The organism is Mesorhizobium sp. M1406, assembly GCF_040317555.1.
Taxonomy (GTDB): domain Bacteria; phylum Pseudomonadota; class Alphaproteobacteria; order Rhizobiales; family Rhizobiaceae; genus Mesorhizobium.
Map to the genome: position 1 here is coordinate 222,773 of NZ_JAMYKW010000002.1, position 19,544 is coordinate 242,316.

19 protein-coding genes and 1 tRNA gene are annotated in these 19,544 nt (G+C 61.6%); 10 read left to right on the forward strand and 10 right to left on the reverse strand.

The window, feature by feature from the left end; translation table 11 throughout:
• Positions 1-306 precede the first annotated feature (306 nt).
• The 5 genes from NKH03_RS03630 to NKH03_RS03650 all read right to left on the reverse strand — a co-directional run bounded on the left by NKH03_RS03630 (position 307) and on the right by NKH03_RS03650 (position 5,592).
• Positions 307-1,086 (reverse strand): hypothetical protein, encoded by a 780-nt coding sequence (locus NKH03_RS03630; protein WP_352967151.1) that lies wholly within the window; start codon positions 1,084-1,086, stop codon positions 307-309.
• Positions 1,087-1,237: 151 nt separating this feature from the next.
• On the reverse strand, positions 1,238-1,750 hold the full coding sequence (locus NKH03_RS03635; RefSeq protein WP_352967152.1) for a hypothetical protein: 513 nt from the start codon (positions 1,748-1,750) through the stop codon (positions 1,238-1,240).
• 160 nt (positions 1,751-1,910) lie between these two features.
• Positions 1,911-1,985 (reverse strand) — tRNA-Glu (locus tag NKH03_RS03640).
• 305 nt (positions 1,986-2,290) lie between these two features.
• Positions 2,291-3,541, reverse strand: a complete 1,251-nt coding sequence (locus tag NKH03_RS03645) for a YcbK family protein (RefSeq protein WP_352872139.1) — start codon at positions 3,539-3,541, stop codon at positions 2,291-2,293.
• 215 nt (positions 3,542-3,756) lie between these two features.
• The gene (locus NKH03_RS03650) at positions 3,757-5,592 is read right to left on the reverse strand and encodes a PHA/PHB synthase family protein (protein ID WP_352967153.1); all 1,836 of its coding nucleotides are present in this window, start codon (positions 5,590-5,592) and stop codon (positions 3,757-3,759) included.
• A 98-nt stretch (positions 5,593-5,690) separates the two neighbouring features.
• On the opposite strand from NKH03_RS03650, the gene NKH03_RS03655 reads away from it, so the two are divergent.
• The 8 genes from NKH03_RS03655 to recJ all read left to right on the forward strand — a co-directional run bounded on the left by NKH03_RS03655 (position 5,691) and on the right by recJ (position 12,906).
• On the forward strand, positions 5,691-6,083 hold the full coding sequence (locus tag NKH03_RS03655) for a hypothetical protein (protein ID WP_352967154.1): 393 nt from the start codon (positions 5,691-5,693) through the stop codon (positions 6,081-6,083).
• Between the two features lie 45 nt (positions 6,084-6,128).
• Positions 6,129-7,346, forward strand: coding sequence for an LL-diaminopimelate aminotransferase (locus NKH03_RS03660; RefSeq protein ID WP_352607046.1), 1,218 nt, complete (start codon positions 6,129-6,131; stop codon positions 7,344-7,346).
• Between the two features lie 43 nt (positions 7,347-7,389).
• Entirely contained in the window at positions 7,390-8,703 is a 1,314-nt protein-coding gene (locus NKH03_RS03665) for a homoserine dehydrogenase (RefSeq protein WP_352967155.1), read from the forward strand.
• A 132-nt stretch (positions 8,704-8,835) separates the two neighbouring features.
• Positions 8,836-9,192: a hypothetical protein gene (locus NKH03_RS03670; RefSeq protein WP_352967156.1), complete on the forward strand. Its 357-nt coding sequence runs from the start codon at positions 8,836-8,838 to the stop codon at positions 9,190-9,192.
• A gap of 71 nt (positions 9,193-9,263) precedes the next feature.
• Complete coding sequence (locus tag NKH03_RS03675; RefSeq protein ID WP_352872144.1) at positions 9,264-9,431, forward strand: Thivi_2564 family membrane protein; 168 nt, start codon at positions 9,264-9,266, stop codon at positions 9,429-9,431.
• Positions 9,432-9,635: 204 nt separating this feature from the next.
• Positions 9,636-10,619: a class II fructose-bisphosphatase gene (gene glpX / locus NKH03_RS03680; protein ID WP_352872145.1), complete on the forward strand. Its 984-nt coding sequence runs from the start codon at positions 9,636-9,638 to the stop codon at positions 10,617-10,619.
• A 93-nt stretch (positions 10,620-10,712) separates the two neighbouring features.
• Positions 10,713-10,937 (forward strand): DUF6434 domain-containing protein, encoded by a 225-nt coding sequence (locus tag NKH03_RS03685; protein ID WP_352967157.1) that lies wholly within the window; start codon positions 10,713-10,715, stop codon positions 10,935-10,937.
• Between the two features lie 184 nt (positions 10,938-11,121).
• Positions 11,122-12,906: a single-stranded-DNA-specific exonuclease RecJ gene (gene recJ, locus NKH03_RS03690; protein WP_352967158.1), complete on the forward strand. Its 1,785-nt coding sequence runs from the start codon at positions 11,122-11,124 to the stop codon at positions 12,904-12,906.
• Between the two features lie 80 nt (positions 12,907-12,986).
• On the opposite strand, the gene NKH03_RS03695 is transcribed toward recJ, so the two are convergent.
• Positions 12,987-13,958: a GlxA family transcriptional regulator gene (locus NKH03_RS03695; RefSeq protein WP_352967159.1), complete on the reverse strand. Its 972-nt coding sequence runs from the start codon at positions 13,956-13,958 to the stop codon at positions 12,987-12,989.
• A 154-nt stretch (positions 13,959-14,112) separates the two neighbouring features.
• Between NKH03_RS03695 and NKH03_RS03700 the strand changes: the two genes are divergently transcribed.
• Complete coding sequence (locus NKH03_RS03700; protein WP_352967160.1) at positions 14,113-15,606, forward strand: MFS transporter; 1,494 nt, start codon at positions 14,113-14,115, stop codon at positions 15,604-15,606.
• 90 nt (positions 15,607-15,696) lie between these two features.
• On the opposite strand, the gene NKH03_RS03705 is transcribed toward NKH03_RS03700, so the two are convergent.
• From NKH03_RS03705 to folE, 3 genes are all read right to left on the reverse strand, one after another.
• Entirely contained in the window at positions 15,697-16,668 is a 972-nt protein-coding gene (locus NKH03_RS03705; RefSeq protein WP_352879637.1) for a patatin family protein, read from the reverse strand.
• Between the two features lie 84 nt (positions 16,669-16,752).
• Positions 16,753-17,211 carry a phosphoribosyl-AMP cyclohydrolase gene (gene hisI / locus NKH03_RS03710; RefSeq protein ID WP_352872153.1) on the reverse strand — a complete coding sequence of 153 codons (459 nt, stop codon included), beginning with the start codon at positions 17,209-17,211 and terminating at the stop codon, positions 16,753-16,755.
• Positions 17,212-17,220: 9 nt separating this feature from the next.
• Positions 17,221-17,880: a GTP cyclohydrolase I FolE gene (folE, locus tag NKH03_RS03715; RefSeq protein WP_352872154.1), complete on the reverse strand. Its 660-nt coding sequence runs from the start codon at positions 17,878-17,880 to the stop codon at positions 17,221-17,223.
• Positions 17,881-18,119: 239 nt separating this feature from the next.
• Between folE and NKH03_RS03720 the strand changes: the two genes are divergently transcribed.
• Complete coding sequence (locus NKH03_RS03720; protein ID WP_352872155.1) at positions 18,120-18,569, forward strand: iron-sulfur cluster assembly scaffold protein; 450 nt, start codon at positions 18,120-18,122, stop codon at positions 18,567-18,569.
• Between the two features lie 17 nt (positions 18,570-18,586).
• Here NKH03_RS03720 and NKH03_RS03725 read toward each other — a convergent pair whose 3' ends face one another.
• Positions 18,587-19,492, reverse strand: a complete 906-nt coding sequence (locus tag NKH03_RS03725; RefSeq protein ID WP_352967162.1) for a LysR substrate-binding domain-containing protein — start codon at positions 19,490-19,492, stop codon at positions 18,587-18,589.
• Between the last annotated feature and the right edge of the window lie 52 nt (positions 19,493-19,544).

Sequence of the window (19,544 nt, forward strand, 5' to 3'; positions counted from 1 at the left end):
AACCTAGCGATTCAGAAATATTATTCAATGAGTACAACACAAAATGCGGTGGATGAGCGCGACTCAGTTGAGCCAAGGCTGCCCGTCCATGGCCCGCGCTGTGGCCCTCGTGTCGACCTCGATCGTGGCCAGCGTCCTGCCCATAGGCGCTTCCGTCCGTATCGCTATCGTCGATCGAGTTGCCGGCCAGATAGGGCATCGGTTTCCAGCGCATTCGCGCACCTCGATCTGAACGAGGTAGTTATGGAAAAGACTGCATCGGGGAGAGGCTTCATCCAGGGTGTGCCCATGCTGGCGCTCGGACGGTCATCGCTCTGCACTTGGGGATTGATTCTTCGCGGTAAATTGGCGTTTAAAAATGGACACGAGATCAAAAACGAAATCTGCCATTATGAGCGTATTGATGCTGTTCTGAGCGGTTGTGTAAGTGACGCGACCATGCATTGCGGCATGCCTATTCGGGATGGGATTCGAGGCGAACGCCTGGCAGTTGTCGCTGTTCACGTGATCATAAAGATGAGCAGCTAGAGTCCGATAGAGGCGATCGGTAGACGTGGGATTTTGAAGCATATAACCAGCTGGTAGTCTGTCGACTGCTTGTCGAAATTCCTTGATACCCGCTCCCTCGAACTCGACCCGAATGACGCGTTCGATCTCGGGAAAAAGCAGCCGGACTACGGATCGATAATAGCCGGCACTGTGGGCATCAAGCGCTTCACTAAATGTTTTCCTGGCCTCGCCGTCCACCTCATGCAACTGGAGCCGATCTCTGAATTCGGTCGAAACCGAAGGCCAATGCTGGTGATAGAAATCCCCAATCGAGCGGCGAAGATCATCTGGCTCAGGGCCGTCCATATCGAATAAGTGAAATGGAGTTGTGGCGTGCGGCAACCAACCAGTTGGCTCGATGCGCGAATTGATCTCGTAGGCGCGGGCCATCTTCCGTGTTAGGCTGGTGCCTACCTCAGATATCGACCTGCCAAGATGAACGACCAGTTCAAAATCGCGCTGGATTTCCTTGGAGTGCTCACGAAGAACCATGACGAGACGCCGGAATTGTTCGGCCATCTCCTCCAGCTTATTCATCAGAGTTTCCCTTGGAAGATAACAACTGCGATCAATCTCGGATCGAGGGCTCAAAGCCTATCTGGGACGCGGATTTCAATTTCGGCTTTGTGTCGGCTCGAGCCAGTCTGATTTTTTCGGCCGCCAATGGTGGCAATGGCCAAGCCGCCTCTCAAAGGGACGGTTTCTCTTTTCTTGCGTCGAACTCCATCAGGGGGATTCCGTTACGTCTCTCCTTCTCAGACTGGTTTGCCCAAAGCCGCCAATAGGGGGCGGGTATCTCACCTGAGTTGCCCTCAGCTTCGGCCCACAAGCTCAAATCAAATTGTTGAATGTCGTTAAAACGCTCCGGATGGCGTGCAGCTATGGTCATTTTATCGCCAATGAAGACCACGCCGCCTATGTCATAGTATTCCCTGTTTCCTGCGTACGACCAATCACCGTCGACGATTTCCAAAACCCAGTCAGATCCGAAGCTCGCCACCTTCTCCATTGTTGGATAAAGAAGCGATGGGACTGGCAGATGCGGCGGCGCTGGCTGCAGGGTGAGGACTCCGAAACGGTTCCTCGGTCGCGGACCCAAGACAAAGGCAAATACAGACAGGTTTGCTCCTCTGATTCTTACCAAGTCTCCCGGCTTCGTTTCGCCTAGGTCTTTGATCGAAAAATTCGCTGCGATTGACAAAACACCCTCCCTCTTTTGTCGCGCGCCAATATGCGCGGGTGTGCACGGAAGGGCAAATGATTCGCCAGATGGACGCTAATGGATGCCGGCGAATATTAGGGAAAACTTGGGGGAAATTGCCTGCGGGCAGTCTGGATAGCTGCTAAGTGATTGAAATTGCTGGTACGCCCAAGGGGAATCGAACCCCTGTTACCGCCGTGAAAGGGCGGTGTCCTAACCGCTAGACGATGGGCGCGCTCAGACGAAGCGGCTTATACTGGCGTTGCGCGCAACCGGCAACCCGTCAGGTGCCACCTTGGGCAAGTTTTTTGCGAGCTGTCGAAGCGGCACATTCGCCAGGGCTGGGCAAAGCGCCAGCATGCCTTGGCGATCAGCGGAAACGCCCATCGCTTTGTCATCCTCGGGTCTGCGCCGCCATCGCTTCGCTCCTTGCTCCGCCCGTGGATGACGAAGTGCGGAAGGCTTAGGCTAATCACGGACGTCAGGGATGGTCCAACGGAACGATCTTGGCTGCTAATAGGCCTCGTCTGCTCCGCGCCGCTAGCCGTCGCCACCGCCGCTGCGCCGGCGGCAACGCCAGTTCCAGTCGCGCTCGGGCCCGACATCGACGTGAACCGATTCTGTGTGGCAATAGGTGCCGACGCCGCCGCGGCCGGGCATGGTTCTGATGTAGCTCGCCAGTTCCCATTTCGAAACGCCGGGGACCTGGATGTCGGCCGCGGCGCAATACATGTGCAGCGAATTCTTGGCGCCGTTGGCGCGGCGGTTGCGGGCCGGGTCGCGATAGCCCGAAGTCACCGTCATCTTGCGGCCGTAGTGGCCTTCGATCGTCTTGAGCACGCGGACCAGCGACGGCTTCAGGCAAGCCACATCGACGCTCTCGTTCTGCTTGAGCAATCCGTTGGGCGCCAACCGGGCCATGCCGGCGGCGGATGCCATCTGATAGGCGCCAGCGCCTGTACCTTCGTCCTCGTTGAGGTCGACGTCGCTTTCATCGTCGAGGCCGGACTTGCGCTTGATTTCGAACAGGGCTGTCTGGCGCACGCCGGGCAGGGCGTCGCTACCGGTGATGTGGCCGGTATCGCCACCAAGCGAAGCCAGTTGCACCGGCTTTGCCGCGGAATTGGCCGAGGCAAGCGTGATGATCGGCTTTGCCGCCGCTGGCGCTTCTTTGGCCTGCACTGTTGGCTGCTCGCCCGACCGGGTGTTGATGAGGGGTGCTGATGTCGCCGAGGCCGGTGTGGTGCCAAACATCGAGGCCAGGAAACCTCTTTTCTTCGGTGCTTCGGGCTGCGGCATCTCGCCAGCCGTCACATAGACCGGATTGTCCATTGCTGGTGCGGCTGCCGGCTTCGGCGCATTCACGCCGGCATCGGCGGCAGCGATCTTTTCGGCGACCGCGTCGCTCTGCTGGGTCGCCGGTGCCTGCTGCTGCAAGGACTGAGGCGTTTGTCCGATAATCGTCTCGGTGCCGGCCGGCGTGGTCAGCGGAAAGGCGGCTTGGGGCTTGGCTATAGGGACATAGGCGACCTTCTCGGGAAGTGCCGTATCGCTCGCCGTCATCACGGTCGTCTGCTCGGTCGTGACCTCGGACGAATCGGCGACCGCGGTCGGCGTGGCGCTGGAGGCGGCATTTATGTCCGATGCCGTGGCGTTATAACCGGGCATTCCAACCGACATTGTCGGGTCGCCAGCCGAGGTGCAGGAGGCCAGAAGCAATGAACAGAGCGCTGCCACGATGGCGCGGCGTTCTCCCTTTGCGAGGCTCCATCCTGCTGATTTCAAAGCCAAATTCCCCCTCGATGTCCGGTCGGTATATCCCTGGTGCGGCACCGATACGCCGCGTCAAGGTGACCTTTGTCTCCGATCCGGAAACGAGACCTGTGTCAAATCCGCAAGCCTGGAAGTATTTTTGCGGCGATTGCCGAATTACGGCTGCTTGATGGTTGACTACACCATCTCGCCCGCTTTTGCCGGTGCGTCAACTCACCAGACATTACAGTCCGTTACACACGCACCTTCACATAGGTCCCGGGAGCATCTCCCAAGGTTTTCATATGCTTGCCGGTTTTGCGGGCGGGCACGCGGGTGTTGTCCTTGGCCTCTATCCAGTCTTGCCAGTGCGGCCACCAGGACCCTGGATGCTCGGTGGCCTTTGCAAACCACTGGCCGAAATCGCCCGTCGGCGTATCCCCGGTCCAGTACTGATATTTGTTGGATGCCGGCGGATTGACGACGCCGGCGATATGGCCGGATCCGGCCATCACGTATTCGACCTTGCCGCCGAAATATTTCGAGCCGAGGAACACCGAAAGCGCCGGTGCGATGTGATCTTCCTTGGAGGCGAGATTGTAGACCGGGATGGTGATGTCGCCGAGCGAGACCGTGTGGCCCGCCAGTTCCATCATGCCTCGCGAGAGGTTGTTCTCAAGATAGCAGTTGCGCAGGTAGAAAGAGTGATTGGCCGCGCCCATGCGGGTCGAATCGGCATTCCAGTAGAGCAGATCGAAGGGCAGGGGATCCTTGCCGCGCATGTAGTTGTTGACGACATAGGGCCAGATCAGGTCGCCGGAACGCAGCATGTTGAAGGCGGTCGCCATCTTGGTGCCGTCGAGATAGCCCTTTTCGCTCATCGACTTTTCGACCGCCGCGACCTGCTCTTCGTCGACGAACACTTTCAGGTCGCCGGCATGGGTGAAGTCGACCTGCGTGGTGAAGAAGGTCGCCGACTTGATGCGGTCGTCGCCTTCGCGTGCCATCAGCGCCAGTGCCGCCGCCAAGAGCGTGCCGCCGACGCAATAGCCGATCGCATTGACGTCGCTTTCGCCGGTGGCCTTCTCGACCGTGTCGAGGCCGTATTGAAGGCCCTCGCGGATGTAAGCCTCCCAGCCCTTGGTGCCGTGGCGCTCGTCCGGGTTGATCCAGGAGATGACGAAGACGGTATGACCCTGTTCGATCGCCCAGCGGATGAAGGATTTCTGCGGGTTCAGATCGAGGATGTAGAACTTGTTGATCCATGGCGGGCAAATCAGCAGCGGTCGCTTGAGCACCGTTTCGGTCGCCGGATCGTACTGGATGATCTCGGCGACATCGCTGCGGCCAACCACCTTGCCGGGGGTGGTGGCGATGTTCCTGCCGATCTCGAAGGGCGAGTAGTCTGCCTGGCGCAGCTTCAGGTCGCCCTTGCCGGCGGCGATGTCCTCGGCCAGCATTTTCATGCCGCGCACCAGGTTCTCACCGTTCGAGGCGACGGTTTCGCGAAACAGTTCCGGATTGGTCAGGATGAAATTCGACGGCGAGATGGCGTTGGACACCTGCTTGACGTAGAAGCCGGCCTTGTGGCGGGTGTGCTCGTCGAGGCCCTCGGCGTGCTCGACCAGATCGGCCGCCCAGCGCGAGGTGACGAGATAGGCCTGCTTGAGGAAATCGAAGAAGGCGTTGCGGCCCCATTCCGGGTCGAGGAAGCGCTTGTCGCCGCGCTCCGGCTTGACGGCGTCTTCGGTCTCTTCCGCGGCGTTGCTGGTGCGCTGAATGGCGTTGGCCCAGACCGTCATGTAGCCGGAGAACAACCGCGTCTGCGCCTCCAGCGCGCGCTGCGGATCGGACAGCCAGTATTCGCTGAGCTTGGAGAAGGTCTTCACCATGTCGACGACCGGCTCTGCGACGTGATCGCGTACCTCGCCTTTTTCACGCGGCTCGGCCCAGGCGGAAGCGGCCTTGCCGGCCTGCTCGATCATGCGCGCCATGTTCAGGGCGAAGCGTTCCGGGTCCTTCACCAGATATTGCTCGACGGTCGAAGGCTCGTCATCTTCCGCTTTGCCCGAATCGGGTGTTTTGGACATGGTTGGCGGGGTTCCTCCCGGGGCCTTTTCTTGACATATTAACATGGGACATCCGACCGGGTCCAATCTCGCTCTACCCCGGCTGCCAAGGAAACAATATGACGATTAATTTTGGCGAGACTGTTTTTTTCGGCGCCGGACGTTTTTGCCGCATCGGTGCGGCGATCGTCCTCATGGGGATTGCCGGGTGCTCGAGCACCAACACCAGTGGCCCGACGCCGGTTGCCGTGGGCGCGGGACCGAAGGATACCGGTACCTTTCCGAACCTGAACATCAAGCCGCAAGTGGCGGCGCCGCAGTTCACCGAAGCCGAGAAGAACGCCAAGCTTGCGCAATTGAAGGCGGATGAGAATTCGCAGGCGGCAAAAGGCGGCGGTCCGAAGGTCGCCAATCAGGCGGCGCTGACGGATCTCGCCAAGAAGCACGGCGATGAAACGCTGAAGCAGATCGAAGCCAAATGCGACCCCGCCCTCGACCCTACCTGCAAATAAGTATATAGCGCGCGCCCAATACCCCCTTTGCTGTCTGGAACTGCCATGGAAGAATTTCACAAGGTCCGCCGGCTTCCGCCTTACGTCTTCGAGCAGGTCAACCGGCTCAAGGCCAGCGCTCGTTCGCGCGGCGCCGACATCATCGACCTCGGCATGGGCAATCCGGACCTGCCGACGCCCAAGGCCATCGTCGACAAACTGTGCGAGGTCGTGCGCGATCCGCGTACGCACCGCTATTCCTCGTCGCGCGGTATTCCAGGCTTGCGCCGCGCCCAGGCCAACTATTACGCCCGCCGCTTCGGCGTGAAGCTCAACCCCGACACGCAAGTGGTGGCCACGCTTGGTTCGAAGGAAGGCTTCGCCAACATGGCGCAGGCGATCACCGCGCCGGGCGACGTGATCCTGTGCCCGAACCCAACCTATCCGATCCACGCCTTCGGCTTCATCATGTCGGGCGGCGTCATCCGCTCGTTGCAGGTGGAGCCCGATGACGGCTTCATCCCGGCGCTCGAGCGCGGTGTCAAGCATTCGATCCCGAAACCCCTTGCGCTGATCCTCAACTATCCGTCGAACCCGACGGCGCTGGTCGCCTCGCTCGACTTCTACAAGGATGTGGTGGCGTTCGCCAAGAAGAACGACATCATCATACTGTCCGACCTTGCCTATTCGGAGATCTATTTCGACGGCAATCCGCCGCCTTCGGTGCTGCAGGTGCCGGGCGCGATCGACGTCTGCGTCGAATTCACCTCGATGTCGAAGACCTTCTCGATGCCTGGCTGGCGCATGGGCTTTGCGGTCGGCAACGAGCGGCTGATCTCGGCGCTGACCAGGGTGAAATCCTATCTCGACTACGGCGCCTTCACGCCGATCCAGGTGGCGGCGGCACACGCGCTCAACGGCGACGGCGCCGACATCGCCGAAGTCCGCGACATCTACCACAAGCGCCGCGACGTGATGGTCGATGCCTTCGGCCGCGCCGGCTGGACCATCCCGGCACCGGCGGCATCGATGTTCGCCTGGGCGCCGATCCCGGAGCCGTTCAGGCATCTCGGCTCGCTCGAATTCTCCAAGCTGCTGATCGAACATGCCGACGTGGCGGTGGCGCCGGGTGTCGGCTTCGGCGAACATGGCGACGATCACGTGCGCATTGCGCTGGTCGAGAACGAGCACCGGATCCGGCAGGCGGCGCGCAACATCAAGCGCTTCCTGGCAACCAGCGCCAAGCAGCCTAACAATGTCGTGCCGCTCTCCGCTCATCGGTAAGCTTGCCGCAGACAATTTCGAATTTTGAGGGACGTCGCCGGACATGGCTGAAGCATTGCGTGTTGGAATTGCCGGTCTCGGTACCGTCGGCGCGTCGGTGACGCGCGTGCTGCGTGACAAGGCGGCGGAACTGACCCGGCAATGCGGGCGCGATATTGTCGTCACCGCGGTCTCGGCGCGCGACCGGAAGCGTGATCGCGGCGTTGATCTCAGTGCCGCAAAATGGTTCGACGATCCGGTCAAGATGGCCCAGACCGCCGAAATCGACGTGTTCGTCGAACTGATCGGCGGCGACGAGGGGCCGGCGCGCCTATCGGTGAAGGCAGCACTCGAAGCCGGCCGTCACGTCGTTACCGCCAACAAGGCGCTGCTCGCCAAGCATGGCGTGGCGCTGGCCGAGATCGCCGAGAAGAAGGGCGTGCTGCTCAACTACGAAGCGGCTGTGGCGGGCGGTATTCCCGTCATCAAGACGATGCGTGAGGCGATGGCCGGCAATTCGGTCACCCGCGTTTTCGGCATCCTCAACGGCACCTGCAACTACATCCTGACCCGTATGGAGGCCGAGGGCATTTCGTTCGACGCTTGCCTGAAGGACGCGCAGCGGCTGGGCTATGCCGAGGCCGATCCGACCTTCGACATCGAGGGCCACGACACCGCGCACAAGCTGTCGATCCTGACCAGCCTTGCGTTCGGGACCAGGATTGCCGCCAACGACATCTACATGGAAGGCATTTCCAACATCACCCAGGCCGACATCCGCGCGGCAGGCGATCTTGGCTACCGGATCAAGCTGCTTGGTGTCGCCCAGCGCACCGAGAGCGGCATCGAACAGCGCGTGCATCCGACCATGGTGCCGACGGCCTCGGTCATCGCGCAGGTGCATGGCGTCACCAACGCGGTGGCGATCGAGACCGACATTCTTGGCGAGCTGCTGCTGTCCGGCCCGGGTGCTGGCGGCAACGCCACCGCGTCGGCCGTCATCGGCGACATCGCCGACATCGCCAAGAGCCGGCCCGGTTTCCAGCACGGTCCGGTCTTCGGCCAGCCGGCGAAGGAGCTGAAACCCTACAAGAAGGCGCAGATGCGCAGCCATGCCGGCGGCTATTTCATCCGGTTGACCGTGCATGACCGCATCGGCGTGTTCGCGGCAATAGCCAAGCGCATGGCCGACAATGACATCTCGCTGGAATCGATCGTCCAGCACGCGGTCAACGGCGAGGCGGCGGCACAGAAGACAGTGATCCTCGTCACCCATGAGACGACGGAGGCAGCCGTGCGCAAGGCCGTCGACGGCATCACCAAGGACGGCCATCTGACCGACAAGCCGCAGGTCATCCGCATCGAGCGGGCAGGGTAGTTTTCCGCCCGGTAGCCGCGCGGGGCCACGAATCCAGCGGGCGTTGGATGTCGGTCCGATGGCGATGGCCACGACCGGAACGAATTCGCGTCGGAGCCGTTCTCTTGGTCAGCAACCAGAGGGAGCCGCTTCATGGCCGATACCAACAAATCCGATACCCCTGATATCAACGACATCCAGAAGACGCTGGAAAAGCAGATTGCCGAACTGCGCAAGGAGATCACCAAGATCAACAAGAGCATGTCGGCACGGGGCGCGGAAATGCTCGATGACGCCAGCGAGCAGGCTTCCGAGTTCTATGACACGGCGGCTACCCGCGCGTCGCGAACCGCACAGCAGTTGCGCAGCCAAGCTCAGGCTGTCTCGGAAGTGGCGCGCGAAAATCCCGGCACCACGACCGCCCTGGTCGGCGTGATCGGTTTGCTCGGCTTTATGGCCGGATTCGCCATTGGTCAGTCGACGAACGATACGTCGCGCCGCTGGTATTGACCGCGGCGCGATAGGGCCGGGTTTGCCGGCACATTTCCCTGTTTCAGCAGATCATTTTTAAGGAGGGCACTATGGCTTCATCCGCCTTGATCAGCATCCTGATCACATTCCTCGTCATCATCCTCGTTCTCTATCTGGTTCAGCGCTTGCCGCTCGACGGGCGAATGAGGCAGATCGTCCAGATCATCGTCATCATCATCGGCATCGTTTCATTGCTCAGATATCTCGCGGTCTTCTAGGCCGCAAAGGGCGCCGACTTCCATTTTTTCAACCCGGCCCGGTTCATTGCGGTCGGGCCCGCGTCGTTTTGAAATACGGTTTAATCGATTGATATTGCTGGCTATTCGATAACATCCTTGGCGGGTCTTGCCGTTGTCATGCTCGTTTGACAAAACAGGCCCGCCTCCGGCGGGAGGCAGCATTGCCAACGAGGAAATCACCAGATGAATGTGGCCCAGAACATCGTCGCCGGCCTTGACCGGATACTCACCATGGAACTGGTGCGCGTCACCGAACGGGCAGCCGTCGCGGCCGCCAGGCTGCGCGGGCGCGGCGACGAAATGGCGGCCGACCAGGTCGCCGTGGATGCCATGCGCCAGGAGCTCAACCGGCTTGCCATCAAGGGCACGGTGGTGATCGGCGAGGGCGAACGGGACGAGGCACCGATGCTCTATATCGGCGAGGAGGTCGGCACCGGGAAAGGTCCGGCCGTCGATATCGCGCTCGATCCGCTGGAAGGCACGACGATCTGCGCCAAGAACCTGCCCAATGCGCTCGCCGTCATCGCCATCGCCGAGAAGGGCAGCCTGCTGTTCGCGCCCGATGTCTACATGGACAAGATCGCCATCGGTCCGGGCTACGAAGACGGCGTCATCGACATCGATGCCTCGCCGGCCGAAAACATCGCCAATCTCGCCCGGGCCAAGGGCGTCGCCGTGTCGGACATCACTGCCTGTATCCTCGACCGGCCACGTCATGCCAAGCTGATCGATGACGTGCGCGCCACGGGCGCGGCGATCCGGCTGATCGGCGACGGTGATGTCGCCGGCGTCATCCACACCACCGATTCCGAGGAAACCGGCATCGATATCTATCTCGGCACTGGCGGCGCGCCGGAGGGCGTTCTGGCCGCGGCGGCGTTGCGCTGCACCGGCGGCCAGATGCAAGGCCGGCTGATCCTCGACACGCCGGAAAAGGTCGCTCGCGCGGCGAAGATGGGTATTTCCAATCCGAAACGGGTCTATCGGGCCGAAGACATGGCGCGCGGCGACGTGCTGTTCGCGGCCACCGGCGTCACCGACGGCAACATGCTGGCAGGGGTCAAGTTCGGCCGCAACACCATCACCACCCACACGATCGTGCTGCGCTCGTCGTCGCGGACGGTGCGCGAGATCAAGGCCCGCCATCAGGACCTGGATAAGTTCTAGGTTCACTGTTGTTGGCTCGGGTGCTTGCGGACCGGCATCGCAGTTGTTAGCCCTGTGGCTGCATAGGATGATGCTGGGCGCAGGGATTTGACGATGAAACCGTTTGACTGGCACGCGGATCCGATTTCGCGCGCCACCGCCATCACGAAGTCCTATCGCAACACCCAGAACGTGCGCCGCTTTCTCATCCGGGAATGCGGCGACGCGTTCAGGTTCGACCGGCCTTTCATGGCCTGGCTCAAGGACGGTGCCGACAAGACGATGGGCGATGCGGTCGACGAATGGCTTCGTCGCCAGGCTGAAAAGCGGAAAGCGTAGTTTTCTTGAAATCTCCCGGGACGGCGCGCGAATCGCTTGGCTTTGCCAGCCTCTGGCCTAAAGCGCGTCGCGTTCACGCGACGCGCTTTAGATTGTTGTTTATGCATGTCGTTGTCCCAAAACCGCTGCGCACTTTCGGGGCGACGTGCACTATCCTGCGGCCAACCATGAGTTGGCAAACCGTATGACCGGCGAAAAACGCCTCTTCCTCGATGTCAGGCAGTCGGTATCAGGGGTTTCCTGGGAACACCGGCTGAGCGAGCGCCAGGACATGATCGCGCTCGCCATCGCGCAAGGCCATGGCGTGCCCGACATCGTCGCGCGGGTGCTTGCCGGTCGCGGCGTCACCGCCGAGCAGACCGAGCGATTTCTCGATCCGAGGATCCGCGACCTTCTGCCGGATCCGGCATCGCTGACCGACATGGACAGGGCGGCGGCCCGCATCGCCGCCGCGGTGATGGCCAGGGAAAAAGTGGCGATTTTCGGCGACTATGATGTCGACGGCGCCGCTTCGTCGGCCTTGCTGAAACGGTTCCTCACGCATTTCTCCGTGCCGTCGGAAATCTACATCCCGGATCGCATTTTCGAGGGCTATGGTCCCAATCCCGACGCCATGCGCGAATTGGTTTCGCGTGGCGCAACGCTGATCGTCACCGTCGATTGCGGCACCAACAGCGCCGTCTCCATAGATGCCGCCAACGAGGCCGGGGCCGATGTCGTCGTGCTCGACCACCATCAGGTCGGCGGCGCCTTGCCGGCGGCAATTGCCGTCGTCAATCCCAACCGCGACGACGACCTTTCCGGGCAGGGTCATCTCTGTGCCGCCGGCGTGGTCTTCCTGGCCCTTGTGCAGACCGCCAAAATCCTGCGCGGCCGCATGGCCGATGCCACGCCGCTGGACCTGCTTTTGCTGCTCGATCTCGTCGCCCTTGCCACCGTTTGCGACGTGGTGCCGCTGACCGGCGTCAACCGCGCCTTCGTGGTCAAGGGGTTGCAGATGGCACGCCAGCAGAAGAACGAAGGGCTGGCGGCACTCGCACGGGTCTCGCGTATCGGCGAGCCGATCAACACCTTCCATCTGGCCTATTTGATCGGCCCGCGCATCAATGCCGGCGGACGCATCGGCGATGCCGCACTCGGCAGCCGCCTGCTCGCGACCGACGATCCGGTCGAGGCGCGCACCATTGCCGAAACGCTCGACCGGCTCAACCAGGAACGGCAGCTGATGGAGCAGGAGATGCTCGCGGCGGCGCGCGCCGAGGCCGATACCGAGCTTGCCGGCGGCAATGGCCCGGCCATCGTCGTCACCGCCAGCAACAACTGGCATCCGGGCATTGTCGGATTGCTGGCCTCGCGATTGAAGGATCATGCGCGCCGGCCCGCCTTCGCTATTGCCTTCAATGCAAACGGCACCGGCACCGGCTCAGGCCGCTCGGTCTCGGGCTTCGACCTCGGCCGGCTGGTGCGCGAGGCGGCCGATGCCGGGCTGATCGTCAAGGGCGGCGGCCACGGCATGGCGGCGGGCATCACCGTGGAGCGGGCGAAGCTCGGCGAGCTCAGGGCGTTTTTCGAAGAGCGGGCGGCGGCCGATGTGTTCCGGCTGCAAGGCGAGGAAAGCCTAGCGATCGACGGCGCGCTTGCCGCCGAAGGCGCGACGCTCGGCCTGCTCGACGCGCTGGAAAAGGCCGGACCTTTCGGTGCCGGGCATGCAGCCCCCGTTTTCGTGCTGCCGCGTCATCGGCTGGCCGATGCGCGGCCGGTCGGCACCAACCACATCCGCGTCGAGCTGCAGTCGGAAAGCGGCGGCCGCATCCAGGCGATCGCCTTTCGCGCCGTCGATACCGCACTCGGCGAATTCCTGTTCAAGAACCGCGGCAAGACAATCCACGTCGCCGGCTCGCTGTCGGGTAACCATTGGAACGGCAACCGCACCGTACAGTTTCGCATCACCGATGCGGCGCGCGCGTAAGGTTCTTATGGGGCCATGATCTTCTTTGAACCGCGGGTTAGTGCGGCAAAATCATGGCAGGGGCGGGCATCCGAGAAACGCTATGATCGTATCTGCTTGCGAAATTCGCCCGGCGCCATGCCGGTCGTTTTGGAAAAAGTGCGGCTGAACGAAGCGACATCCTGGTAGCCCACCCGATAGCAGATTTCTGAAATGCTCAGCTTTGTTCCCTCAAGCAGCGACCTTGCCAATTCAAGCCGTTTTTCCTGGATCCATTTTCCCGGCGTCGTCTTGAGCTCGCTGGCAAACCTGCGGGATAGCGTTCGCGCAGACATGCCAAGTCCCGCCGCGAGAAAGCTCAAATCGATTTCCCGTATCTTGTTTTCCGCGAGTCCACGCAGTTTGTACTCCAGTGGATTTGTCTCTTTCGGCAATTCTTCGAGAGGGAATTCGTAGGGGCTCTGATATTTGCGCGAAGGCGGAAGAACCAAGAGCTTTCGGACAATCCGCTCCTCCTTCGAGAAGCCAAGATCGACCAGCAATGCCTTGGCGAGTTCCAGTCCAGAAAATCCGCCGCCGCAGGTGTAAAGGCGACCGTCGCGAACAAGCATGCGCGACGAGTCCCATTGGACTTGCGGAAATCGGCTGCTTGCGTGGGACTTCAACCACCAGGATATCGTCGCACGCTTGCCATCCAACAGGCCCGTATCGGCGAGCGGATAACATGCGCCGCAATGTGCCGCGATGATCGCTTGCTGTTGCCGCGCGAGCGCGATCAGCGGTTTTGAGTGTTCACTCTCCTCGTCGAGCGAGCGCAGAAGCTCGGGAATCTCGGCGCCCGGCATCGCGATGAGAATCAGCACATCCATTTTTCGGGACGGTTGCGTCTTCGCAGGGAAGGAAATTCCGGCCGTCGAAATTGCAGGCGACGTCCTGGAAACGAACTCGCATGAAAGAACCTGCGAACCGCGGACGTCATTCACGAGCTGAAACATTTCGACCAGCGTCGAGACAACCGCCGAATAGAAATCGGAAGGCAGCCAGATCACAACGTGGATGGGCTTTGCAGTCATTCGCCGCACTCCGGGTAGCGTTTCTCCGGTTGGCAAGTTTAACACAATCTTTGTCAAAAATGCCAATTCCGAAACGGCCGTGGCGCCTCCAGGGTGGCCGAATGCGGGCCTCCCTGCCGAAGGGCGGCGGAATCGAAAGCTGGGAAAGATGCAAATGCAGAAATCGCCAAATCAAACCGATAGGAACGCGTTGAGTGCGCTGGACGTAACCGGCGTCACGCGACCGCCACGTTGGTCCGGGCTGAGGCTCGCGCTGCTGGCGTTCGCGCAGTTCATAATCGCGATCGACTACAACATCGTCTATGTCGCCCTGCCGGATATCGGCCAGGATCTCGGCTTTACGCCGCAGTCGCTGCAATGGGTGGTAAGTGCTTATGCCGTGGCCTTTGGCGGTTTTCTGTTGCTCGGCGGACGGGCGGCTGACCGGCTCGGCCCACGGCGCATGTTCATCCTGGCCCTCGTGCTCTATGGCGTCTCGTCCTTCGCAGGCGGATTTGCACCTGACGCACTCACGCTGGTGATCGCCCGGGCCGTTCAGGGCCTGGGTGGGGCGCTTCTATTTCCTGCAACGCTGGCGCTGATCAATACGAGCTTCGCGGAAGGTGCCGAACGCAATCGGGCACTGGCGGTCTGGGGTGCCACGGGGAGTGGCGGCCTGGCGGCCGGTGCCATCATCGGAGGCGTCCTGACCAATGGCTGGGGTTGGCAAGCGGTCTTCTTCTTCACCGTTCCACTGGCTCTGGGCGCCGCTCTTATCGCCGCGCCGGCTCTTCTGGCGCCCGATCCGGCAGGTAAAGGCCAGCGGCGGAGTTTTGATCTACCGGGCGCGCTGGTGGTTACCGCAGCAGCAACATTGCTGGTGTTCGGCCTGGCCAGCGGACCCGAGGTGGGGTGGAACACGGTTCGCAGCACCGGATCGCTTGTAATCGGCGTGCTGCTGCTTTGTGCCTTCATTCTCATCGAAAGACGCGTGCGCGATCCGCTCGCGCCACTGCGGCTGTTTGCCAATCGCAGCCTCGCTACGGCCATGGGGGTGAGCTTCTTTCATCACATGGCGCTGAGTTCCGGGTACTACATTCTCACGACCTATTTTCAGAACCTGCTCGGCTACAACGCACTTGCCGCCGGCTTGGCATTCGTCCCGCTCGGGATGCTGGCGATGATCGGTGGAGGGAAGGGCGCTGCATTGCTGCTTACCAATTGGGGGACTCGCGCCACGATGTTCACCGGCATGTCGATCTATGGGATCGGACTGGTGGCGATTGCTCTCGCCTTGTCGCCGGGCGGTTCGTACTGGGCCGTTCTGCCCGGGATCCTCGTCTATGGTTTTGGTGGCGGCATCGCCTTTACGACGCTGTTCGTAGCCGCCGCTTCCGGGGTTGCCGCCAACGAACAGGGGGTCGCGTCGGCGCTGGGGTCGACCTCCTTGCAGATCGGCGCGGCCTTGGGCCTGGCCGCCGTTCTTGTCGTGGCCAATGTTGGTTTGGGTGGCGAGGCCACTGCCGCATCGGATGTCGTCGACGGATTGCGTATGGCCGGATTGTTCGCCGCCGCCGCGGTTTTCCTTGGCGCGGTTCTGGCTCTGATGCTTAGGCAGAATCCGGCAATACCTCAGGATGCCGCCCCGTCCGCCGAAGCTGCGTGCTGATCCGTCGTCAGCCACCTGTGCTTGAAGCGCGTCGTGTTGAGTTTAGGCGACGCGCTTCAAGTGGTTGTTTCCTGCATTGGAAAACCTGCATCAGGCGAGGACCGTTTGCAGCCGGGTCAGTTCGCCGATCTGCGCCATCGTCGCCTGATAGCCGAGGTTGATCGCCTCGTCGGCACGGTGGAACTCGGTCAGGCCGATATGGCTGAGCTTCGGCTGCAGCGACATGTCTGGCGGATCGCCCGCAAGCCTGGCGCGCGAAATGCGGTCCTGGATGATGTTGAAGGCCTCGACCATGACGCCAGTGATGCCGAGCCGGGTCTGATGCGACCGGTGCTCGGCGTCGATCTGGCCGGGCCTCGGCGCATCCTTTTCGATGACCAGCTCGCCGGCGCTGTGTTTTATCACCGCGGCGCGCCCGAACAGGTCGTAGTGAAGATTGACCGCCACTACGAGGGGCTGCTCATAGGCGCGGCAGACCGACACCGGAACCGGATTGACCAGCGCGCCGTCAACCAGCACGCGGCCGTTGCAATCCACCGGCTCGAACACGCCGGGCAGCGCATAGGAGGCGCGCATGGCGGTGATCAATGAGCCGCTCGACAGCCAGATTTCATGGCCGGTACGGATTTCGGACGTGACTGCGACGAACGGCTTGGCCAAGTCCTCGAAACGAATGCCGGCCATGTGCTCGCGCAGCCGGGCGTCGAGCTTCATGCCGCCGAACAGGCCGCTGCCGCGCAGGTTGAGATCGAGCAGGCCGAAGATGCGGCGCTTGGTCAGGCTGCGGGCGAATTCTTCCAGTTCGTCCAGTTTGCCGGCGAGATAGCAGCCGCCGACCAGCGCGCCGATCGAGGTGCCGGCGATCATCGACACTTCGATGCCGGCTTCGTCGAGCGCGCGCAACACGCCGATATGCGCCCAGCCGCGGGCGCAACCTCCGCCCAAGGCGAGCGAAATGCCGGTCTTCCTTGGTGGTTGTGTCCCCGAAGCGCCGCCGGACGAGGACAGGCCGTTGGCCTCCCTGACATCTGGTCTGCTACGCGATGACGCCCACTCGAGCATCACGATCTCCCTTGTCCCACGGCTAATATACTGGCGGGCCGTATCGAAATGATGAATCTGTGTCGCTGGTGTCAGGCAGAAGGTTCAAGCTGGTTTCCGATATGTGTTTTCCGCATCGAACAGCGGCTTGCTGCCATCGTCGGCAAGCGTCCCCTTGCCGTCGATCAGCCCCACAGTCCGATAAAAGCATGAACGCCGGCCGGTGTGACAGGTTGCGTCGTGGCCCAACACTTTGACGCGCAACCATATGGCGTCCTGGTCACAATCCGTGAGCATCTCGACGACATGCTGAAAATTGCCTGACGTTTCGCCCTTTTTCCACAGCGCGTTGCGCGAACGCGACCAATAGTGGGCGATGCCTGTCTCCAGCGTCAGCGCCAGCGCTTGCGCATTCATGTGCGCCACCATCAACAGCATGCCGTCTTCGGCATCGGTGACGACGACCGTGACGTGGCCGGCTGCGTCGAAGCGCGGTGAAAACACCGCGCCTTCCTCCAACGCTTTCTTGTCCGACGGAGCTTTTGGAAATTCCAGTCCCGACATCGCCGGTCCTTATCTAGCGAAGTCGGTGGGGCTATCAGATCCGCCGCCACGCACCATGGTGACGAAACGAACCTGCTCTTCGGGCGTATCCTTGAAGACGCCGGTGAAGGTCGAGGTCAGCGTGGTTGAACCCTGCTTGCGGATGCCGCGCATGGCCATGCACATGTGCTCGGCCTCGATCATCACGGCGACGCCGCGCGGATTGAGCACATCCTGGATGACGCCGGCGATCTGCGCGGTCAGGGCCTCCTGCGTCTGCAGGCGATGGGCGAAGATATCGACCACGCGCGCGATCTTGGACAGGCCGACGACCTTGCCGTCGGGCAGATAGCCGACATGCGCCTTGCCGATGATCGGCACCATGTGGTGTTCGCAGTGCGAGTGGAATGTGATGTCCTTGACGATGACCAGGTCGTCGTAGCCGGCGACCTCCTCGAAGGTGCGGCCAAGCTCCTCGGCCGGGCACATATCGTATCCGCCGAACATTTCGCGAAAGGCCTTGGCCACCCGCTTTGGCGTGTCGATCAGCCCTTCGCGGTCCGGATTGTCGCCGGTCCAGCGCAAAAGCGTGCGCACGGCGGCTTCGACTTCGGCTTCGCTCGGCCGGTCGGTAACCGGCTTCTCCATATAGGCTGACTGGGGCATGAGTTTCTTGATGACGGCATCCATAAAGGCGTCTCCCGTAGTTCCTCTCGGCGGAGGAACGAGTTGAACGGACCACGACCTTTCGGTGTCGGAAACTCGCCCCGTTTCCAGCCCCGCAAGTGGCGTGAACTTCCCGGCAAGAACACTGACTTTCGTTGTCTTGTCGATACCGGACTGCCAGCATTATATAAGATCGTGACGAGCGAAAGGAAGACACGTCAGCGGCAATCGCTGTTCGCTTGGCGGCGACGGATTGGAAAATAATGATAAACGACGTCTACAATGCGAAAATTCTGGGTTTCGCCGGAAACATCGCCCGCATCGGCCGTCTCGATCATCCCGACGCGACCGCCAAGGCGCATTCCAAGCTGTGCGGCTCGACCGTCACGGTGGACCTCAAGATGCAGGACGGCGTGGTCACTGACTTCGCCCATGACGTGAAAGCTTGCGCGCTCGGCCAGGCATCGTCCTCGATCATGGCGCGGCACGTCGTCGGCGCGAATGCCGAGGAACTGCGTGCGGTGCGCGAAACGATGCTGAAAATGCTGAAGGAAAATGGCGCGCCGCCTGACGGCCGCTTCGCGGATTTGAAATATCTGGAGCCGGTGCGCGACTACAAGGCGCGCCACGCCTCGACCATGCTGACTTTCGATGCCGTCGTCGATGCCATCGGCCAGATCGAGAAGAAGCGCGCCGAAGAACAAGCGGCCTGAGGGCCGATGACTGACGGTTATAACGCACGTCTGCTTTCGGCAAATTCGCCGCGTACCCAGTCGGCGAACGCGGCGGCAGGCTCCGAAAGATCTCGCAAACTCCTGGCCACCAGCCAATAGGCGCCGGATGCGACGTCGATGTCGAACGGCTTGATCAGCGCGCCGGATGAGATTTCTCCGCCGATCTGCAAGAGATCGCCCAGTGCCACGCCATGTCCGAGCAGAGCGGCCTGCTTTGAAAGCGACGCATCCGCCAGCATCGGACCGCGCGCCGGCACGGCGTCGGCGGGTACGCCGGCGGCTTCGAACCAGCGCGCCCAACCCTGACGGTTCTCCTCGTGCAAAAGCGTGTAGCGACCAAGGTCTATCGGCCTCTCAAGGCGAGGGCCCGAGGCAAGCAGCGCCGGCGACAGAACCGGTGAATCGACTGTCGAGGCAAGCCGCTCGGCCTGGCTGCGCGGCCAGGAGTTGGCATGCGCGCTGAAGCGCAAGGCAAGTTCGGGCTGATCGCTGCGGAACTCGATCAGCCTTGGATCGACTTCGAGCGAGACGTCGATATCGGGCCGCAATTGGCGAAACCGGTTGAGCCTGGGCACCAACCACACCGAGGCAAGGGATGGTTCAACGCTAACGCGAACCACGGACTGTGCCGGCGTCGCCACCAGTTCGCCAAGCAAGGTGTCGATGGCGTCGAAACTTCTGACGAGCTGATCCAGCAGACGCCGGCCGGTGTCGGTCAGTTCGACGCGACGATGGTGACGTTCGAACAAGGGCTGGCGCAGGAATATCTCGAGCTCGCGGATCTGTCGGCTGATCGCCGCCTGCGAGACGAAAAGCTCCTCGGCGGCCCGGCTGAAGCTCAGATTCCGGCCCGCCGCCTCAAAGCTCCTCAATGCCGTCAGCGGCAGGCGTCCGCGCTTCATTCGCATAACCCAGGATTATCCGAAGTGGAAATTATACTCGTTTGAAGGCGAA